Below are 16,399 nucleotides of genomic sequence, written 5' to 3' on the forward strand. Positions count from 1 at the left end.
AGCCTCAATGAAACTGACCTGCACCGCATTTACCGATGGGCAACGGATTCCGGGCGATTTTTCCTTTTGCATCCCCGACCCGGCGCACCACGTTTGCCTCGGTAAAAACCTGAATCCGCCATTGGCTTGGGATGACGTTCCTGAGGGTACCCAATCTTTCGTACTGATCTGCCATGACCCGGACGTCCCCAGCAAGGGCGATGATGTCAATCAGGAAGGCAGAACCGTTCCCGCCAGCTTGCCGCGAGTCGATTTTTTCCATTGGGTTTTGATCGACCTGCCTGCCGCGGTCAACGCCATTTCCCAGGGTGAATTCAGCAATACCGTTTCACCACGCGGCAAACCCGGCCCTCAAGCCGCCCATGGTACACGCCAGGGGATCAACAATTACACGGACTGGTTTGCTGGCGACAACGACATGCGCGGCGACTACTACGGCTACGATGGCCCATGCCCGCCATGGAACGACGAAATCATCCACCGCTACATTTTTACGCTGTACGCACTTGATGTCGCGCACCTGCCGATTGAAGGCCGGTTTGGCGGGCCGGAAGTACGACAAGCAATCCAGGGGCATATCCTGGCCGAAGCAAGCCTGACCGGCACATACACACTCAATCCGAAACTCTGAGAAACTCTGATCAAAAAAGGCCATTTTCATGGCCTTTTTACTGCTTTTCACTCAGTTGACCGGCGTATCGCTCGGCGTCAGGATCGCCGCCTTGAGCGCCTGCGACATCGGCAAATCAAGTGACACACTTTCAGAAGGAAGCGGCGACATGAACCATTTGTCGTAAATGGCCGTCATTTCGCCACGCTTCATCAAACCGATCAGAGTTTCATCGACGAGCGCCTTGAATGAAGCGTCGCCCAACGGGAACATCAGTGCCAGCGGCTCCGTTGCCAAAACCACATCAAGCAAACGAAACTCGGCCTTGCCCGCACGCAAAATCGAAAGCGTAGCATCTTCTGCCGCAATCCCGTCCGTCCTGCCCTCGCGCAATAAAGTCATCGCGTCTGCCGGCGAATTGGCCAGTTGATGCTGCATCGAGATATTTTTTTCCAGCGCCATACGCTTCAACTGACGCTCGCTCCCGCCTGAGACCGTCACGATTCGCTTCCCTGCCAAATCCGCCGGCATCGCCAGGCCGCTATCCGATCGAACCAGAATTTTCACATCACTGACATAGAGCGTCACCGACAAGGCAACCTGCTTCTGGCGAGCCACCGTATTCGCGGCACCTCCGCAATCAAGATCAACCACATTATTCTTGATTAACATCGGGCGAGCATTGTCACTCACGACCACGGGAACAACCTCAAGTGGCTTGCCCACTCTGGCTTCCAGAGCCTTGACGACATGCAGGCAGATATCCCACACATAGCCTGTTGGCTGAGTGCCACCAGGCAGGACATAGGTGAATGGGGGCATCGCCTCGCGATAGCCGAGATAAACCCGGCCTTGCGCAGATATTTTGCCCAGCGTCGGCCCAAAAGCATCCTGAGCGCCAGCACTCAGTGCAAAAAATACGCCAACGACAAAAAACAGTCGAAGAATCAGGGGGTGAAAATACCTCACTTGACGGACTTGCACCCACCGGTGGTGCTACCGCCGCAAGGCACCGAGCTCTCCCGATTGATCAGCCACTTGCCGCCCACCAGAATCATTTCCAGGGCTTTCTGCGTCGTGTCGTTATAGCGGTTCGACTGATAGATCTGGCGGAAGCTGACCCGCGCACGATCGGCACCTTCCATCCGAACGTTAACATCCTGCAACTCAACATTGATGTGCTCACGCGTCGAGATCCGGCTGCGACGCAATTGCGCCCAGTCTTCCCGCGACAGCCCACCATCCGGCGTGAAGGTCGGGGCATAGAAGCCGCTGTAGGCGTTGTAGTCTTTTGCTGCCCAAGCGGCGGCCCAGCCCTTGACGCGCGAAAGGACTTCGCTGTCCGCCACAGGGGCTGCCACTGGCGAGGCTGCCGGGACGAAGGGGACCGGTTTGACTTGCAGTTGGGCCATCGCACGGGCATTCAGCGCTTCACGGTCCGGGACCGGTACGCCGGCGGTTTCGTTCGGGCAGAGTTCTGCCAGGTCGACCTGGGCGAGTTCTTTCGCTTCCGGGGTCGGCGTGTCGAGCTTTTGCAGGCCCAGGTGTTCGAGGAGCGTGCCCATGCCGGCGTAGGTCCGCAGGTAGGCGAGGCTCAGGTCGGAGTCTGCATTGACGGCGTTGCGACGCGCACTGAGCAACTCGTTTTCGGTGTCGAGCAGGTCGAGCAGGGTGCGCTGACCGACGTTGAACTGGTCGCGATAGGCGTCGCGGGTCTTTTCCAGCAGGCTGACTTGTGTGGCCAGGGCGGTGGCTTGTTCGCGCAGCCGGGCGACGTCGTTGTAGGCGATGGCCAGGGTTTGCCGGGTATCGCGGCAGGCTTTTTCCCGCAGGTCGAGCGAGAGGTTCTTGCGCTCGATGTATTGCTTTTCCCGGGCTCGGTCGGCGCCGCCGTTGAAGAGGTTGAAGCTGACGACGAGTTCGCCGACGGTGTAGTTCCGTTCGCCTTTGGCGCCCAGGTAGTTGTCGGTGCTGTCAGTTCGGGCGCGCAGGTCTAGTTTGGGGGAGTAGGCGGCGCGGCGGACGTCCAGTTCGCTTTGGGCAGCTTCGGTGTTCTCGACGGCGGCGAGCAGGGTCGGGTTTTTCTTGTACAGAACGTCCAGTGCGGCTTTCTGGCTGGCGGGCAAGCCGCTGCTGACCTGGCTGGGCGGTACGATCACGCTGGGTGGCTGGCTGTTCACGATGCGCTGGTAGCGGGCCGTGACGTCGTGCAAATTAGCCGTTTCGGTGGTCAGGTTGATTTCGGCCAGGGCCAGGCGGCTGCCGGCTTGTTCAAGGTCGACCCGACGACCAACGCCTGATTGTGTGCGACGCAGCAGTTGTTCGTGGGTCGCTTTGTGCTGGACGTAGTTGTCTTCGGCCAGATTGACCAGGAAGCGGTAGCGCAGCACATCAAGGTAGGCGCGCGAGGCTTCCAGGGCAACGGCTTCCGAGGCGTCCAGCAGTTCGTAGTAACGAACCAGCCGGGCCTTGTCCAGGCGGCGAACTTCGTTGCGCGTGGCAAAGCCGTCGAACAGGATCTGGTTCAGGCTCAGGCCGTAGCCGCTGCGCGTGTACTTGTTCGTCGTGCTGCTCGGCGCCTGTTCCAGGCTTTCCCGGCCAGTCCCGGCCGTGAAATCAACCCGCGGAAAGTAGCCGCCCCGGCCGACGCCGATTTCTTCTTCCGCTGCCTTGTAGTTGTGCCACTTCGACGTCACTTCAGGACTGTTCAGCACTGCCTTCTGCGCAATCTCCTTCAACGTCCCCTGTGCCTCCGAACTCGGCGCACTGTGGCCAAGGCTGGGAAGCGCCAGAAGCATTAGCAAGGAGAGCGTTTTATTGGTTTGCATGAACAGCCCCTGTTTTAATATTTGATCCAGATTATAGCGATACGATAGCTGGTTTTGTATGTAATATTATGTACTTACAGTCAGACTAATCGCTGCCCGCCCCTTGCCAAGAACATACGCACTGTTTCGCTTAGTCGTCTTTGTCACATTCAGTGCAACGTGCGCCCTGATCGGCCTGAAAACAGCATTAGGGCTGGACTTCGAACAGCTTCAGCAAGCGCTGACAAGCCGCTTCGGCCAAACACAACTTCCTGTATACAAGGATTGGCAGGCCCTGCTGGCCGAATCAAAAGCACGTTCCGACTCAGAAAAAATACGTGCAGTTAATGACTTCTTCAACCGCCGCATCGGGTACGCCGATGACCTCAATGTGTGGGGACAGTCTGATTACTGGGCGACCCCGATTGAATTCATCGGACGGGGCTGGGGGGATTGCGAAGATTTCTCGATCGCCAAGTATTACTCGCTGATCAACATTGGCATCCCGGTCAACAAACTCCGCCTCGTTTACGTCAAGGCCACGCAGAACACGCCAAGCGGTCCGATTCAGCAGGCTCACATGGTGCTGGCCTACTATGCGACACCCAACGCCGAGCCCCAGGTTCTCGACAACCTGAACCCCGAGATTCGCCCGGCCTCACAGCGTCCGGATCTTGCCCCCATTTTCAGTTTCAACAGCGCCGGCCTGTGGCAAGGCACGGGTAACCAGTCGAGCAAGAGCAATCTTTCCCGCTGGCAGGACCTCCTGCAACGAGCGCGCGCCGAAGGTTTTCAGTGAGGTAATTTGCATGTCCCTTTTCCGACAACTCTGGCTTGCCGTCATTGCCAGCACCATCATCGCTTTTGCGGGTAGCTTTGTGGTGAGCATGCTGACAGCACGTCATTATCTTGAGCAGCAACTGGCCATCAAGAACAATGACAACGCCTCCTCCCTGGCGCTGTCGATGTCGCAACTCGACAAGGACCCGGTCACCGTCGAACTGCAGGTCGCCGCTGTTTTCGACAGCGGCCAGTACGAGCACGTCCGCCTGGTCGGCCCGGATGGCAAATTGATGATCGAAAAATCAAGCCCGCCGATGGCCGGCGATGTCCCGGCATGGTTTATCCGCGTTTTCCCCATCAAATCACAAGCAGGTCAGGCCCAGGTTTCTTCTGGCTGGACGCAGTTTGGTACGGTCGAACTCGTCAGCCACAGCCAGTTTGCCTACAAGGAACTCTGGGATGGCGCCTGGCACCTGATTGTCTGGTTCATCATCGGTGGCGGCTTCATGGGCTTTCTCGGCATGCAGATCTTGCGCCGGATCAAGCGCCCTCTCGATGCGGTCGTCGGGCAGGCACAGGCGATCAGCGAACGCCGTTTCATCAACATTCCAGAACCCTCCACCCCTGAATTGAAAAGCGTTGCCAGCGCCATGAATGCCATGGTCGACCGCCTGAAAACCATTTTTGCCGAAGAGGCCGCCCGCCTGGAGCAAGTCAGACGCGAAGCAACGCAAGATGGCCTGACCGGCCTGGCCAACCGTGCATTTTTCATGAATCAGCTGCATGCGGCACTCAATGACGATGATGCCAGCCCGAACGGCAGCTTGCTGATGCTCCGTCTTGGCGATCTGGCCGGCATCAACAAACGGGCCGGCCGCGAAGCTGCCGATGAACTCCTGCGCCGGACGGGCACCCTCATCGCAACGCTCGCCAGCGGCACCAGCGGCGGTGCTGCAGCACGACTGAATGGCGCCGACTTCGCCCTGCTGCTGCCCGGCATCCAGAACCCGACTCACCAGGCGGAAAGCATGCTCACCGGTCTGCGCGATCTGGTTTCGGCGGGATTGATCGACAGCGAGCGGGTCGGCTATGTCGCCAGCGGGGTCTATCAGCACGGACAAGGCATCGGCGCTCTGCTCTCCAGTCTTGATACCGCGCTGGCTTCGGCAGAAAACCAAAGCGGGCTGGCTTGGTGCTCTGCCGAAAGTGGCTGCGAACAACACGCGACCTCCAGTGCCGACTGGAGAAAAGTGCTGGAGTCGGCCATCCAGACCCAGCGTTTGCGCTTGATCGAATTCCCCGTCGCCAACAACGGGGGAGACATCATGCACCTCGAATGCCCGCTGCGCCTGCAGGCCACCGAGAACGGAGAATGGTTGGCGGCAGGCAGCTTCATGCCTATGGCCTCGCGCCTCTCGCTCACGACGGAACTCGACCTTGCCGCAACCCGGCTGGCGCTTGAGCGTATTGCTGCCGGCATCCCGGCTGTCGCGGTCAACCTCTCTGGCGAATCGATTCTGGTCGCCTCGTTCCGTGATCGTCTGCAGGCCATGATTGCCGACAAGAAAGAGCTCGCTCCGCGCCTCTGGCTGGAAGTTGCCGAAGTCGGCGCCTTCCAGCACTTTGCTGAATTCCGCGCCTTCTGCGAAGCAATACGCCCACTCGGCTGCCGCCTTGGCATCGAACACTTCGGCCGGCAATTCAGCGAAATCGGACGCCTGCACGACATTGGCCTTGATTACCTGAAGGTTGATGGCAGCTTCATCCGCGCCATTGATACCCAGGCCGGAAACCAGGCATTCCTCAAAGGACTGTGCAGCATTGCCCACAATATCGGGCTGACCGTCATTGCCGAAAACGTCCAAAGCGCGGGGGAACTGGCCGCCCTGCCAGAGTTGGGCTTTGATGGTGCAACCGGTCCTGCTGTGCCACGCAAAATGAATCCGGCAAATTAAATGAGCACCGAAATTGAACTGAAACTGCAACTCACCGCCAAGTCAGCCAAAAAGCTGGCATCGCACCCCCTGCTGCTTCCACTTGCCGCACAAAAGCAGCACCTGCTGAACACTTATTACGACACGCCCGAATTGGCCCTCCACGCCAAACGTATCGCCATGCGCTTTCGGAAGAAGGGCGAACAATGGCTGCTCACCGTAAAGTCGGCCGAACCGGCCAGCGGCGGGCTGGCCGTTCGCAGCGAATGGGAAAAACCCGCCCTGCCGGGTGTTTTCGATTTCAGCCACGTCGACGAACCAAGCCTGCGCGACTTTCTCGAAACAGCCCGCCCCCAAATGGCCGCTGTTTTCACGACGGATTTCAGACGGCAAATCTGGCACGTACCCTTCGGGCATTCCCTGATCGAATTGGCGCTGGATCGCGGCACCATCGAAAGCCAGGGAAGGAAAAGCCGGATTTGTGAAATAGAGCTGGAATTACTTTCGGGCGACATCGACGATATTTTCAAACTAACCCGAAAGCTCCAGGACAAACTCGAACTCAGCCCAGCCATTGCCAGCAAAGCCGAGCGTGGCTACAAGCTGTTTAACGACGAGCCGCTCAAACCATTCAAGGCAAAACCAGCCGGCATTTCTGTCGACATGCAGCCGGTCGAAGCCTTCCGGTGCATTGCCCTGGGCTGCCTCGAACACTTCCAGCGCAATGAAGAGGGATTACACCTCAGCAACGACCCGGAGTTCATTCACCAGGCCCGTGTCGCCTTGCGCCGCCTGCGTTCCGCCATCAAACTGTTTTCGCCGGTTCTGCCACCGGAATTTGTCAGCACTTATGGCCAAACCTGGCGCACGCTGGCCAGTGCCCTGGGCGAAGCTCGCAACTGGGATGTTTTTCTTGAAGAAACGCTCCCTCCGATTCAAGCCGTCTTTCCGGAACACGGCGATATTCGCCGCCTGCGTACCGAAGCTCGCCGCAGCGCAAAATCAGCCCGTCAATCAGTCGTCAAATTGCTCGCGGTACGCGAATATCAGCGCCTGATAGTCGAATTCACGGCCGCAATTTATGCATTGAGGGATACGTTGCCGATGCCGATTAAAAGCTACGCAAAAACCAGCATTTCCCGACAATACAAGCAAACCCAAAAAAAAATCAAAAACAAGGCCTTCCTCTCGGAAAACGAACTTCATTCATTTCGGATTGAGTGCAAAAGCTTGCGATATGCCTTCGATTTTTTTGCACCGATTCTCCCAAGCCAGTCACTCAGAAAAAGCATCGAAAGCCTTGAAACGGCTCAAGAATACCTTGGAAAAATAAATGACTGTACAACTGCGCTTAAAATGCTTGAGCGCAAAAAAACAAGATCAATGGAACTGTTAAGTGGCTGGATCCGATGCTCCCAAACCAACTTAATCAAAATATTTAACAACAGCGTAAAAAAACACGACTTTAAAAAATACATGCCATGGGGCCTATCTGCAACTCCATGACAATTTGGATCAGAATTTTCAGTGCAACTTTATTAAAGAAAAAACACCTGCGACTAATTCTGCTCCCTATATTTACCAACCCACTCAGCTTTCAGCAAATCACAACTCTCCGGCCGATTTGACTTACAGATTCGAGCCAACCAAAGCAGAGAGTTAGCCAAGTCACCCCGTTTCAATAAAACCAGAGAGTATTTCTCCATCACTAATACAGAAGGAATAACTCCCAATATCTCTCGAAGATTGGGATCGTCAACGCTTTTTGACAACGCACTTACCGGCTCCTTGGCGAGCAAAAAATAATCTCTCCACTGAGTTAAAACATAAATTTCTTCTTCTACAACAGGAACAGGAGAAACTATCCGGCTCCTCTCGAAACGCAATGCATAAAACGAATTCTCGACAACAAAATAATCCCGCAACGTCAACAGCATAACAAAAACAACCCCCAACCAAGCCAATCTTAAAACTATCGGAGAAACCATGCCACAGGCAAAGAAAGACTCCTTCCCCAGCAAACCGCCAAAAGCAATGCCGGCTGGAAACAAAAAATAGGCATACTGCAACGGAAGTTCAAGCATCCCATGTGTAATCAAAACTATTAACAATGCGAGCAAATGCATACTTGCAACATCCGAAACTTTGGAAAATGCACTCCAGCCAAAACATAGCAAAAAAAACAAAAAAATAAAGCCCAGTCCTAAACCATTCCAAAGAATGATGTCAATCACCAAATTATGGGCACTTGTAAACCAAACGCCTAACGGAGGATAGGCATCCATCACCAAAAAACTTGCCTCTGCCAGTTGCCCCCACCCCACACCAAAGAACGGCTGCTTAAGACTCGCTTCAAGCAGCATTTTCCATGCAACCAAACGCGAACTCTCATAAAGGTCGCGATGCTCACCGACTCCGCCCGCTCCGACAGAGTCTGCGACGGAAAACAAAAATATTCCTGTAAAAAAAACAACAGCCAAAAAACAAGCCATTTGAAGATACTGCCGGCCCACCAATGTTCGAAAATAGCATGTACAAAAGAGCAACAGCAAGAATCCAAGCCAAGCAGAGCGCGACTCGGTTAAAGCCACCCCCAAGAACAAATAGCAACACAAAATAACAGCAACAATAGGGTTAAGCACTTTCTTCGCCCAGCCCCACGAACAAGCAACCACTCCCAGCAATAGGAGAGAAGCCAATTGATTAGGCTGCGCCATATTCGCGTAGTATCGACCAGAGGCTCGCAAAAGCCATGGGCGATACGTATCACCATCCAACCATTGCAACAACTGCATTGATGTGGATATTAGCGCCGCAAACCCAATCGCCAAAAACAGAAAATTAAGACACTGATCCCCACCCTGCCGAACCCAGACAAAACCCAGAACTATCGAGCAGAGCAAACCGAGCAAATACGCAAAGTTAATCCACGCCGAGCCGAAATGATAAATGGTCCCAATCAAATACTGGCCAATAGGAACAAAGGCCAATAACACAAAGAATAAAACAGGCAAAGCCAATGGAAATGGCGAGTTATTTTTATAAAACACATACCCAGCGACAGCAACCAATACAATGGATGCCCACGCGTCACTATGAAAGCTCAACCATGGCAAAACATGATTTGGCATTAGCCATGTCAATGAAAATGCCAATGCAGAAACAACCAACCAAAGTCTGCTAATCAAAATGATCCCGAGCTCTTAAATTTTTCCAAACAAAAAGGGAGCATTCCTGCTCCCTTTTTAAAGTTATTAATATCAAAATATATTAAATCACGTGAGGCTCACTTGCAGGAAGCTGGCATCCATTTGGATGGAGTTCCCGTACAGCCCCAGCCTGTAATTGCATTACCAGAAATTGTTGGAGTCAGGTTGATGGTTGTGTCATCCGCTGCAAGAATAAATCCCTTAACTTGAATCGCACCTGTCGTTGCATTAACAGTCAAAGTTTTAGCATATTTCGTTGCAACAAAACCTGTGGCACACTGATCCAACAAACTCGCTCCATTGGTAGATACACCTTCGGTTACACAGGTACGTGCGCCACTTGCTGCCAAAATAACTTCAGATGCTTTGGCTCGATTGGTGTAATCCTGGTAAGCCGGCAGAGCGACGGCCGCCAAGATACCGATAATGGCGACAACGATCATCAGTTCGATCAGGGTAAAACCTTGTTGAACACGCTTCATTTGAATCTCCTTTGTTTGCAAAAGGCGGGAAAAACCGCTGCTAAACCTTAATCACTTTCCATGCCAGGGCAAAAATACTGAGCCACAAAAAACAAAATGGCTTTATTTTCAAGCAACTGGAAGAAAACAAAAAAACAAAAGCGTGAACCGAAGTCTGGCACCTGACAAAAAACGTCACATCAGCACAACCTTTTCAGGCAGTTTTCAGCAATCCACCTGCTCCGCCAAGAGATAGCTGGCGGCATACTTCCTGAACACCTCGCCCTGGACAAAGACATCGAACAGGTCCGGGTCGATATGGCCGCCTTTCTTGAAGTTTTCCATGATGCCCAGTGCCTGGGTGAGTTTCATGGCTTCCTTGTAGGGGCGGTCTTTCGCGGTCAACGCTTCGAAAATATCAGAAATGCCCATCATCCGGGCCTGCCAGCTCATTTCGTCACGCTTCAGCCCTTTCGGGTAGCCTTTGCCATCCATCCGCTCGTGGTGGCCGCCGGCGTATTCCGGCACATTGCGCAGATGTTTCGGCCAGGGCAGTTGTTCCAGCATGCGGATCGTCGCGACGATGTGGTGGTTGATGATTTCACGCTCATTCTGGGTCAGCGTGCCGGCGCGAATGGTCAGGTTGTCGAGTTCGTCGGCTGACAGGAAATCAGTTTCGACGCCCGCCGGATTGGTCCACCGGTACTTGCCGGCCATCGCCTTGACCCGTTCGATCGCCTCGTCACTCATTCGCTCGCCACCGATATTGGCCTGGCGCAAAAAGTCGCGGTCGACATCGCATTCGCGGCAAAAATCGAGCAAGGCACGCTCGGCTTCAGCCGCCTCCTGGCCGCCCGCGATCTGACGCCATTTGCGGATTTCGGCATCGCGCTTGACGATCTCGAAACGCGTATCGATCAGATCGATCCGGTCATAGATCGTTTGCAGCTTGGTCGCCTTGTCGACGACATGAACCGGCGTCGTCACCTTGCCGCAATCATGCATCAGCGCCGCGATGCGCAGCTCGTACCTGTCCTTGTCGGTCAGCTTGAAGTCGGCAAGCGGGCCTTCCATCGTCGCATCGACCGCATCGGCCAGCAGCATGGTCAGTTCGGGAACGCGCTGGCAGTGACCGCCGGTGTGGGCCGATTTTTCGTCGATGGCCAGATTGATCAGCTTGATGAATGATTCGAACAGCGTTTCCAGTTGCTCGACCAACTGGCGATTGGTCAGCGCAATCGCTGCCTGCGAGGCCAGCGACTCGGCCAGCCGCTGGTCGGCCTGCGAAAACTCGGTCACCTCGCCACTGCCCGTCTTCAGTGCATTGATCAGTTGCAGCACGCCGATGATTTCACCTTCGTGGTTTTTCATCGGCACGGTGAGAAAGGATTGCGAGCGATAGCCGGTGCGCTCGTCGAATTTGCGCGTTCCCGAAAAATCGAAGCCTTGTGCGGCATAGGCATCGGAAATATTCACCGTTTTACCGTGAAGCGCGGCATACGCCGCAACCAGGGTGTTGTTCGGTGAGCCATCCGGGTTGTAGAGCGGCAAATCGGGAAACTTGCCGGAGGTCGATTGGCCGCTACTGCCGCCGAAGGCAATATTCAGAGAATCGGTCCGGACAATTTCGAAATGCAGCGACTGGCCATCCTCTGCCAGCAGATAAAGCGTACCGCCATCGGCGCGGGTAATGGCCTTCGCGGCGAGGAGGATTTTCTCAAGCAACAGGTTGATATCGCGTTCATTTGAAAGCGATGCCCCGATATCGTTGAGCTGTTCAAGCCGGCGAAAAAGATCCTGAATGGTTTCCATGACTACCCCCGATTGGCTGCTGACAGCCGGTTCTTTGCGGCACTCATGCGCCGCTCCCGAGCAAGCCATCCTGCAACCAGAAAGCCTTGAAGCCGCGCTGGGCAAGCAGGAAGGCGGCTGCCGAGCTGCGCCGCCCGGAACGGCAATAAACAATGTATTCACGTGATTGATCAAGCAGGCCAAAGGCCGAGCGAATTTCGCTCAAGGGCAAGTTGACCGCGCCAGGCAAGCCATTTTCGGCAAACTCGGCGGCGTAGCGCACGTCCAGCCAGCAAGCACCGGCCGCAATTCTGGCATCGGCCGCCGCACGGCCAAGTGCATGCAGCAAAGGCGTGCGCAGCAAGGCGAGAAAATCCGGTTTGGCCAGACGAAACAGCACGCCGTCCGTTTTCATCACGACTGAAGCATTGCGCAGGGAGTCTGACACCAGAGCTTCTTCACCAAAGGCATCGCCGGCTTTGAACTCGGCCAGCCGAACATCCGCACCGCCCACGCGCTTGAACACCTCGCAGCGCCCGCTTTCGATCAAATAGTAATAGTCACCCGGTTCGCCCTCCTTGATGACCGACGCGCCCCGGTGCACGACAATGCGCTCGAAACGCTGCAGCAATTCGTGGATGTGGGCCGGCGGCAACTGGGCCAAGGCCCCGGCAGTCAACGCCTGGGCGCTGAAAGCGCCGGTCATTTTGCCCCATTCCGGGGCTGGGGCCGGGTCGACCGCAGCAGACAGGTCATCCCAAGTCATCATGATGTCGAGCAGTTCAAAATCGATACGCAACAGCGTGACATCGGTAATGGCCTTGCTGCTCAGCGGCAATACGGTCTTGTAGCCGATCGGCCAGTTGGCAATATCGCAACCGCCAACCAACACGCGTATGCTGCCATCGAGCAGGACAATTTTCAGTTCGCCGGCCAGCAAAAAAACGAGATGTGCCCCCACACCGATATCGCGCAAGGGGTCGCTGCCACGCGCATGGGTTTCCGGCGCGCACAAGCGGACCAACTCTTCCAGACGTGCCGACGACAAACCGCAGATCGGCTCAAGTCGGCTCAGCGTGCGGAGATTCAGTTCCATCTCAGAACTCGATCAACTGGTTGTTTTGCAACATTTTCGGCTTGAAGTCACCGAGGCAGGTTTCGATTTCTTCCATGGTCAGTTCGATCTGGCCCGGTTTGAGGTGCGTGATGTGAATTTCACATTCACGCTCCAGTTTTTGCAGTTCGGTCGCCAGCATATTCGGACAAAGGTGCTTGGAAACCAGCGCCAACTGTTGCTCGCGATTGGAGAAAGCGCACTCGATGATCAGGTGACGCAGATTGGGAATGCGATTGACGACACGCCAGAAAGCATCGCAGACCCCGGTATCGCCTGAAAACACCAGACTGGCTTCACCGGAATCGAGACGATAGCCGACCGCCGGGACGGTATGTTCGGCCGGCAGGGCGGTAATCTGTCGTCCGCCAAGATCGATCGTCTGGCCGCGTTCAATGCTTTGGAAGCGCATGAACGGGGCTTCTGGCGTGGGAATTTCGGAGAAATCCGGCCAGATGGCCCAGTTGAAAATATGATTGCGCAAAATGGTGAGCACGGCCTCCGTGCCATAAACCACCAGCGGCTTGTTGCGTCGATCAGCCACGGTGTCGATCATCAGCGGCAATGACGCAATATGATCGAGGTGACTGTGGGTCAGGAAAACGTGGTCGATCATCGAGAGTTCGGCAATCGACAGATCGGCCGCGCCGGTGCCGGCATCGATCAGGATGTCCTGGTCGAGCAGCATCGCCGTGGTGCGCTGGCTCCGTCCGCCGATACCGCCGCTACAACCGAGAATGCGCAGTTTCATGACTATTTCGTCTGGAAAGTGGTGACGCCATCCCAGTTTTCCCCGGGCGGACTGGCCCGCAGGGTGGCGACACGCTCTGTATAGAGAACATAAAGGCGACAATCCGGAGCCTGTCGCCGCAAGTTGTAAAGCTGCAGTTCGGCTTGATCCCAATCCTGCGCACGGTAGAGGCGCAAAGCATGTTGCCATTGCTGTAATTCATCGATCACGGCAGCAGGCAACTCGGCAGTCAGCCCCAGCGGCTCGTAGATGGCAACCGGCTCATCCTTGCCTTTCACCCGCACCCGGTCAAGCTCGCGGAAGCTGATGTCGGTGACTTGCTGCCGGGTAAGCTCGCCGGCCACGATACCAACCCCGTATTCCTTGGTGATGCCTTCGAGCCGGGAAGCCAGGTTCACGGCATCGCCCATCACGGTATAAGCCTTGCGAACCGACGAGCCCATATCGCCCACAGTCATCATGCCGGTATTGATCCCGATACCAATGTGAAGTTCCGGCCAGTGACGCGTCCGGAATGGTTCGGCCAGCAGTTTCAGTCGCTGCTGCATGGCCAGCGCGGTCAACACCGCATGGCGGGCATTTTCCGAATCCTTGAGCGGCGCGCCCCAGAAAGTCATGATCGCATCGCCGATATATTTGTCGAGCGTTCCCCGGTTGGCCCGAATGACATCGGTCATCGCCCCGAGATAATCATTCATCAGATGCGTCAGTTCCTTCGGGTCCAATCCTTCGGAAATGCTGGTGAAACTGCGGATATCGGCAAAAAGGACAGTCAATTCCTCGTTGCGCCCCTCCATGCTGTAACTTTCCGGATTGCGTGCCATTTCATCAACCAGCTCCGGCGGCACGTACTGGCCGAACAATTCGGCAAACTGGCGCTTGGTGCGCGATTCGACGAAATAGCCCCACGACATGTTCAAGGCATAGAGCAAAGCCGTCAGCAAAACTCCAGCCGCCAAAGGCTGGACAAAATTGGCCGAGGTCCACAACCAGAGATTGATCCCGATGATTCCCCCCAAGGTGACCAGCGCCAGCAAAGTGGCGCGAAAAGGAGAAAGAAGCGGTAGCAGAAAAACCAGCAACGCCCCGAATGCCAGCAGTTGCAGCACTTCAAACCCGAGCAGGAAGCCGGGGGCTTCCTTGATCGCGCCATCAAGCATGCCGGCAATCAAGTTGGCATGCACCTCGACACCGGGATAGGCGGCCCCAACCGGCGTCGAGCGCAAATCGTTGAGGCCGGGTGCTGAAGTACCCACCAAAACGATGCGACCGTTCAACTGCGCTTTGGAAATACGCCCATTCAGGACGTCGACCGCGGAAAGGTAAGGAAAGCTGCGTTCGGCACCGCGATACGGCACCAGCGCAGAGACTTGCTGATCGACCGGAATCCGGATTTGCAAGCCATCGCTGACCACATTCAGGGCCTCGATAAAATCAGCATCGCCATCGCTTTCAATGACCGGATGCAATTCAGTGCGTCCGATTTGGGTCCGCAGCACGGCCAGCGAAAGCGATTCGTAATAGGCCCCTTCATACTCGACCACCATCGGCACACGCCGGACAACTCCGTCGAAATCGATACCCGGATTGAAGTGACCACCGCTCGTAGCCGCGCTTTGCAAGATGGGTAAATTACCGCCGAAGCCACCGCGCCGGATAAACTCGATATCCCTGCCTTGCAGGCTGCCCGCCTTGAAAACGGGTGGCGGCAAGGCGCCGGCCAGTTGATGCGTGGTCTTGTCGGAAAAATAGTAGCCCAGCACGACAGGACGGCCGCGCAGGACCTCGGCAAACATGCGGTCGAAATCAAGCTGTGGCCGATAAGCCTGCAATACCCGCTGATAGGCTGCGTCGTTTTTAAGCTCCTGGCGACCGATCTGGTCCAGCACCTTCAAGCCGGAACTGTCGTCCGGCTCGGCAAACACCACGTCAAACCCGATCACCGACACTTGATAATCATCGGTCAGGCGTTGCACCAGATCGGCCACCGTCTTGCGCGACCAGGGCCAGCGGCCAAGTTCAGCCAGGCTTTTTTCGTCGATATCGACGATGACGATGCGCTCATCGACACCATCCTGCATCGAGAGCTTCAGCCGCGCATCGTAGAGATAGGCATCCAGCGCGGTGACAAATGGCAATTGCCAGACATGTGCCGCATGGCCGAGCAAGAGCAGCACACACAGGGCGCCGAGAATGAAGCGGACGAGATGCTTTTTCATGGCGCCCCCGATTCAGTCAGCCAGTCATGACTTGAAGAAAAATTCCATCTTGATGCCGGCAATTTCGATCACGTCATGATCGCCCAGCGCACGCGCCTGGGCATCGAGCTGAATGCCATTGACCACAGGAAACTGCGTACCTTCAACATGAGTAATGAAATACCCGTTGGGTCGCTTGGCGATGACCGCCACCTGCAGGCCGGGTTTGCCGAGTGTCGTCAGGGTCTTGGTCAGTTCAAGTTCCTTACCGGCATTCACGCCACTCAGGAGCTGGATGAAGCCGGCCACTACATGGGGAGCCTGCGGCGTTGCCGGTGCAGCACCGACATTCGAACGGGCCGGCGAATCCATGGGCGACATCAGCAGGTCGGCCCGCCCGCCAGAACGACGCATGGCTGCCTTGTCGATATCGCTGCTCGCGCTGGTGGACATGTCGGTCATGTATTTGAGCTTGTATTTACCGAGCTCGACCACATCGTTATTCCGCAGGAAATACTTCTTCACCGGCTGACCATTGACCAGTGTACCGTTGGTGCTGTTCAGGTCTTCCAGGAAAGAATCGTTGAGGATGGTGACCACCGCCGCGTGTTCGCCGGAAATTGCCAGATTGTCGATCTGGATGTCATTGTTAGGTTTGCGCCCGATGGTCAGGCGCTCCTTGTTGAGCACGATTTCCTTGAGCACCAGCCCGTCCATCGAAAGAATCAGTTTTGCCATGTT

General features: G+C 55.6%; 13 protein-coding genes. 4 read left to right on the forward strand and 9 right to left on the reverse strand.

The genetic code is table 11. From position 1 onward, the window contains the following. The first annotated feature begins 7 nt into the window (after positions 1–7). The gene (locus GBK02_RS14810) at positions 8–631 is read left to right on the forward strand and encodes a YbhB/YbcL family Raf kinase inhibitor-like protein (RefSeq protein ID WP_203467376.1); all 624 of its coding nucleotides are present in this window, start codon (positions 8–10) and stop codon (positions 629–631) included. 51 nt (positions 632–682) lie between these two features. Here the strand turns inward: GBK02_RS14810 and GBK02_RS14815 are convergent, their stop codons facing one another. Both GBK02_RS14815 and GBK02_RS14820 read right to left on the reverse strand, forming a co-directional pair. Next, positions 683–1,579, reverse strand: coding sequence for an amino acid ABC transporter substrate-binding protein (locus GBK02_RS14815; RefSeq protein WP_203467377.1), 897 nt, complete (start codon positions 1,577–1,579; stop codon positions 683–685). Continuing rightward, the gene (locus GBK02_RS14820) at positions 1,576–3,438 is read right to left on the reverse strand and encodes a TolC family outer membrane protein (protein WP_203467378.1); all 1,863 of its coding nucleotides are present in this window, start codon (positions 3,436–3,438) and stop codon (positions 1,576–1,578) included. Before GBK02_RS14820 ends, GBK02_RS14815 begins: the two co-directional genes overlap by 4 nt. Positions 3,439–3,541: 103 nt before the next feature. Here GBK02_RS14820 and GBK02_RS14825 point away from each other — a divergent pair, with 103 nt between their 5' ends. The 3 genes from GBK02_RS14825 to GBK02_RS14835 are packed head-to-tail and all read left to right on the forward strand — an operon-like array spanning position 3,542 to position 7,640. After that, on the forward strand, positions 3,542–4,216 hold the full coding sequence (locus GBK02_RS14825) for a transglutaminase-like cysteine peptidase (RefSeq protein ID WP_203467379.1): 675 nt from the start codon (positions 3,542–3,544) through the stop codon (positions 4,214–4,216). 10 nt (positions 4,217–4,226) lie between these two features. Continuing rightward, positions 4,227–6,155: a LapD/MoxY N-terminal periplasmic domain-containing protein gene (locus GBK02_RS14830; protein WP_203467380.1), complete on the forward strand. Its 1,929-nt coding sequence runs from the start codon at positions 4,227–4,229 to the stop codon at positions 6,153–6,155. Beyond that, the gene (locus GBK02_RS14835) at positions 6,156–7,640 is read left to right on the forward strand and encodes a CYTH and CHAD domain-containing protein (protein ID WP_203467381.1); all 1,485 of its coding nucleotides are present in this window, start codon (positions 6,156–6,158) and stop codon (positions 7,638–7,640) included. A 53-nt stretch (positions 7,641–7,693) separates the two neighbouring features. On the opposite strand, the gene GBK02_RS14840 is transcribed toward GBK02_RS14835, so the two are convergent. The 7 genes from GBK02_RS14840 to GBK02_RS14870 form a co-directional block, all read right to left on the reverse strand. Continuing rightward, entirely contained in the window at positions 7,694–9,304 is a 1,611-nt protein-coding gene (locus GBK02_RS14840) for a PglL family O-oligosaccharyltransferase (RefSeq protein WP_203467382.1), read from the reverse strand. Positions 9,305–9,420: 116 nt separating this feature from the next. Then, positions 9,421–9,825, reverse strand: coding sequence for a prepilin-type N-terminal cleavage/methylation domain-containing protein (locus tag GBK02_RS14845; protein ID WP_203467383.1), 405 nt, complete (start codon positions 9,823–9,825; stop codon positions 9,421–9,423). Positions 9,826–10,029: 204 nt separating this feature from the next. Beyond that, on the reverse strand, positions 10,030–11,616 hold the full coding sequence (locus GBK02_RS14850; protein WP_203467384.1) for an HD family phosphohydrolase: 1,587 nt from the start codon (positions 11,614–11,616) through the stop codon (positions 10,030–10,032). A 43-nt stretch (positions 11,617–11,659) separates the two neighbouring features. Continuing rightward, positions 11,660–12,691 (reverse strand): cyclic nucleotide-binding domain-containing protein, encoded by a 1,032-nt coding sequence (locus GBK02_RS14855; RefSeq protein ID WP_203467385.1) that lies wholly within the window; start codon positions 12,689–12,691, stop codon positions 11,660–11,662. A 1-nt stretch (position 12,692) separates the two neighbouring features. Further along, the gene (locus GBK02_RS14860; protein WP_203467386.1) at positions 12,693–13,460 is read right to left on the reverse strand and encodes a 3',5'-cyclic-nucleotide phosphodiesterase; all 768 of its coding nucleotides are present in this window, start codon (positions 13,458–13,460) and stop codon (positions 12,693–12,695) included. Positions 13,461–13,462: 2 nt separating this feature from the next. Further along, positions 13,463–15,679 carry a CHASE2 domain-containing protein gene (locus tag GBK02_RS14865; RefSeq protein WP_203467387.1) on the reverse strand — a complete coding sequence of 739 codons (2,217 nt, stop codon included), beginning with the start codon at positions 15,677–15,679 and terminating at the stop codon, positions 13,463–13,465. Between the two features lie 24 nt (positions 15,680–15,703). Next, complete coding sequence (locus GBK02_RS14870; RefSeq protein ID WP_203467388.1) at positions 15,704–16,396, reverse strand: FHA domain-containing protein; 693 nt, start codon at positions 16,394–16,396, stop codon at positions 15,704–15,706. Between the last annotated feature and the right edge of the window lie 3 nt (positions 16,397–16,399).

The sequence above is a fragment of the Dechloromonas sp. TW-R-39-2 genome (genome assembly GCF_016864195.1).
In the GTDB taxonomy this organism is placed as follows: Bacteria; Pseudomonadota; Gammaproteobacteria; order Burkholderiales; family Rhodocyclaceae; genus Azonexus.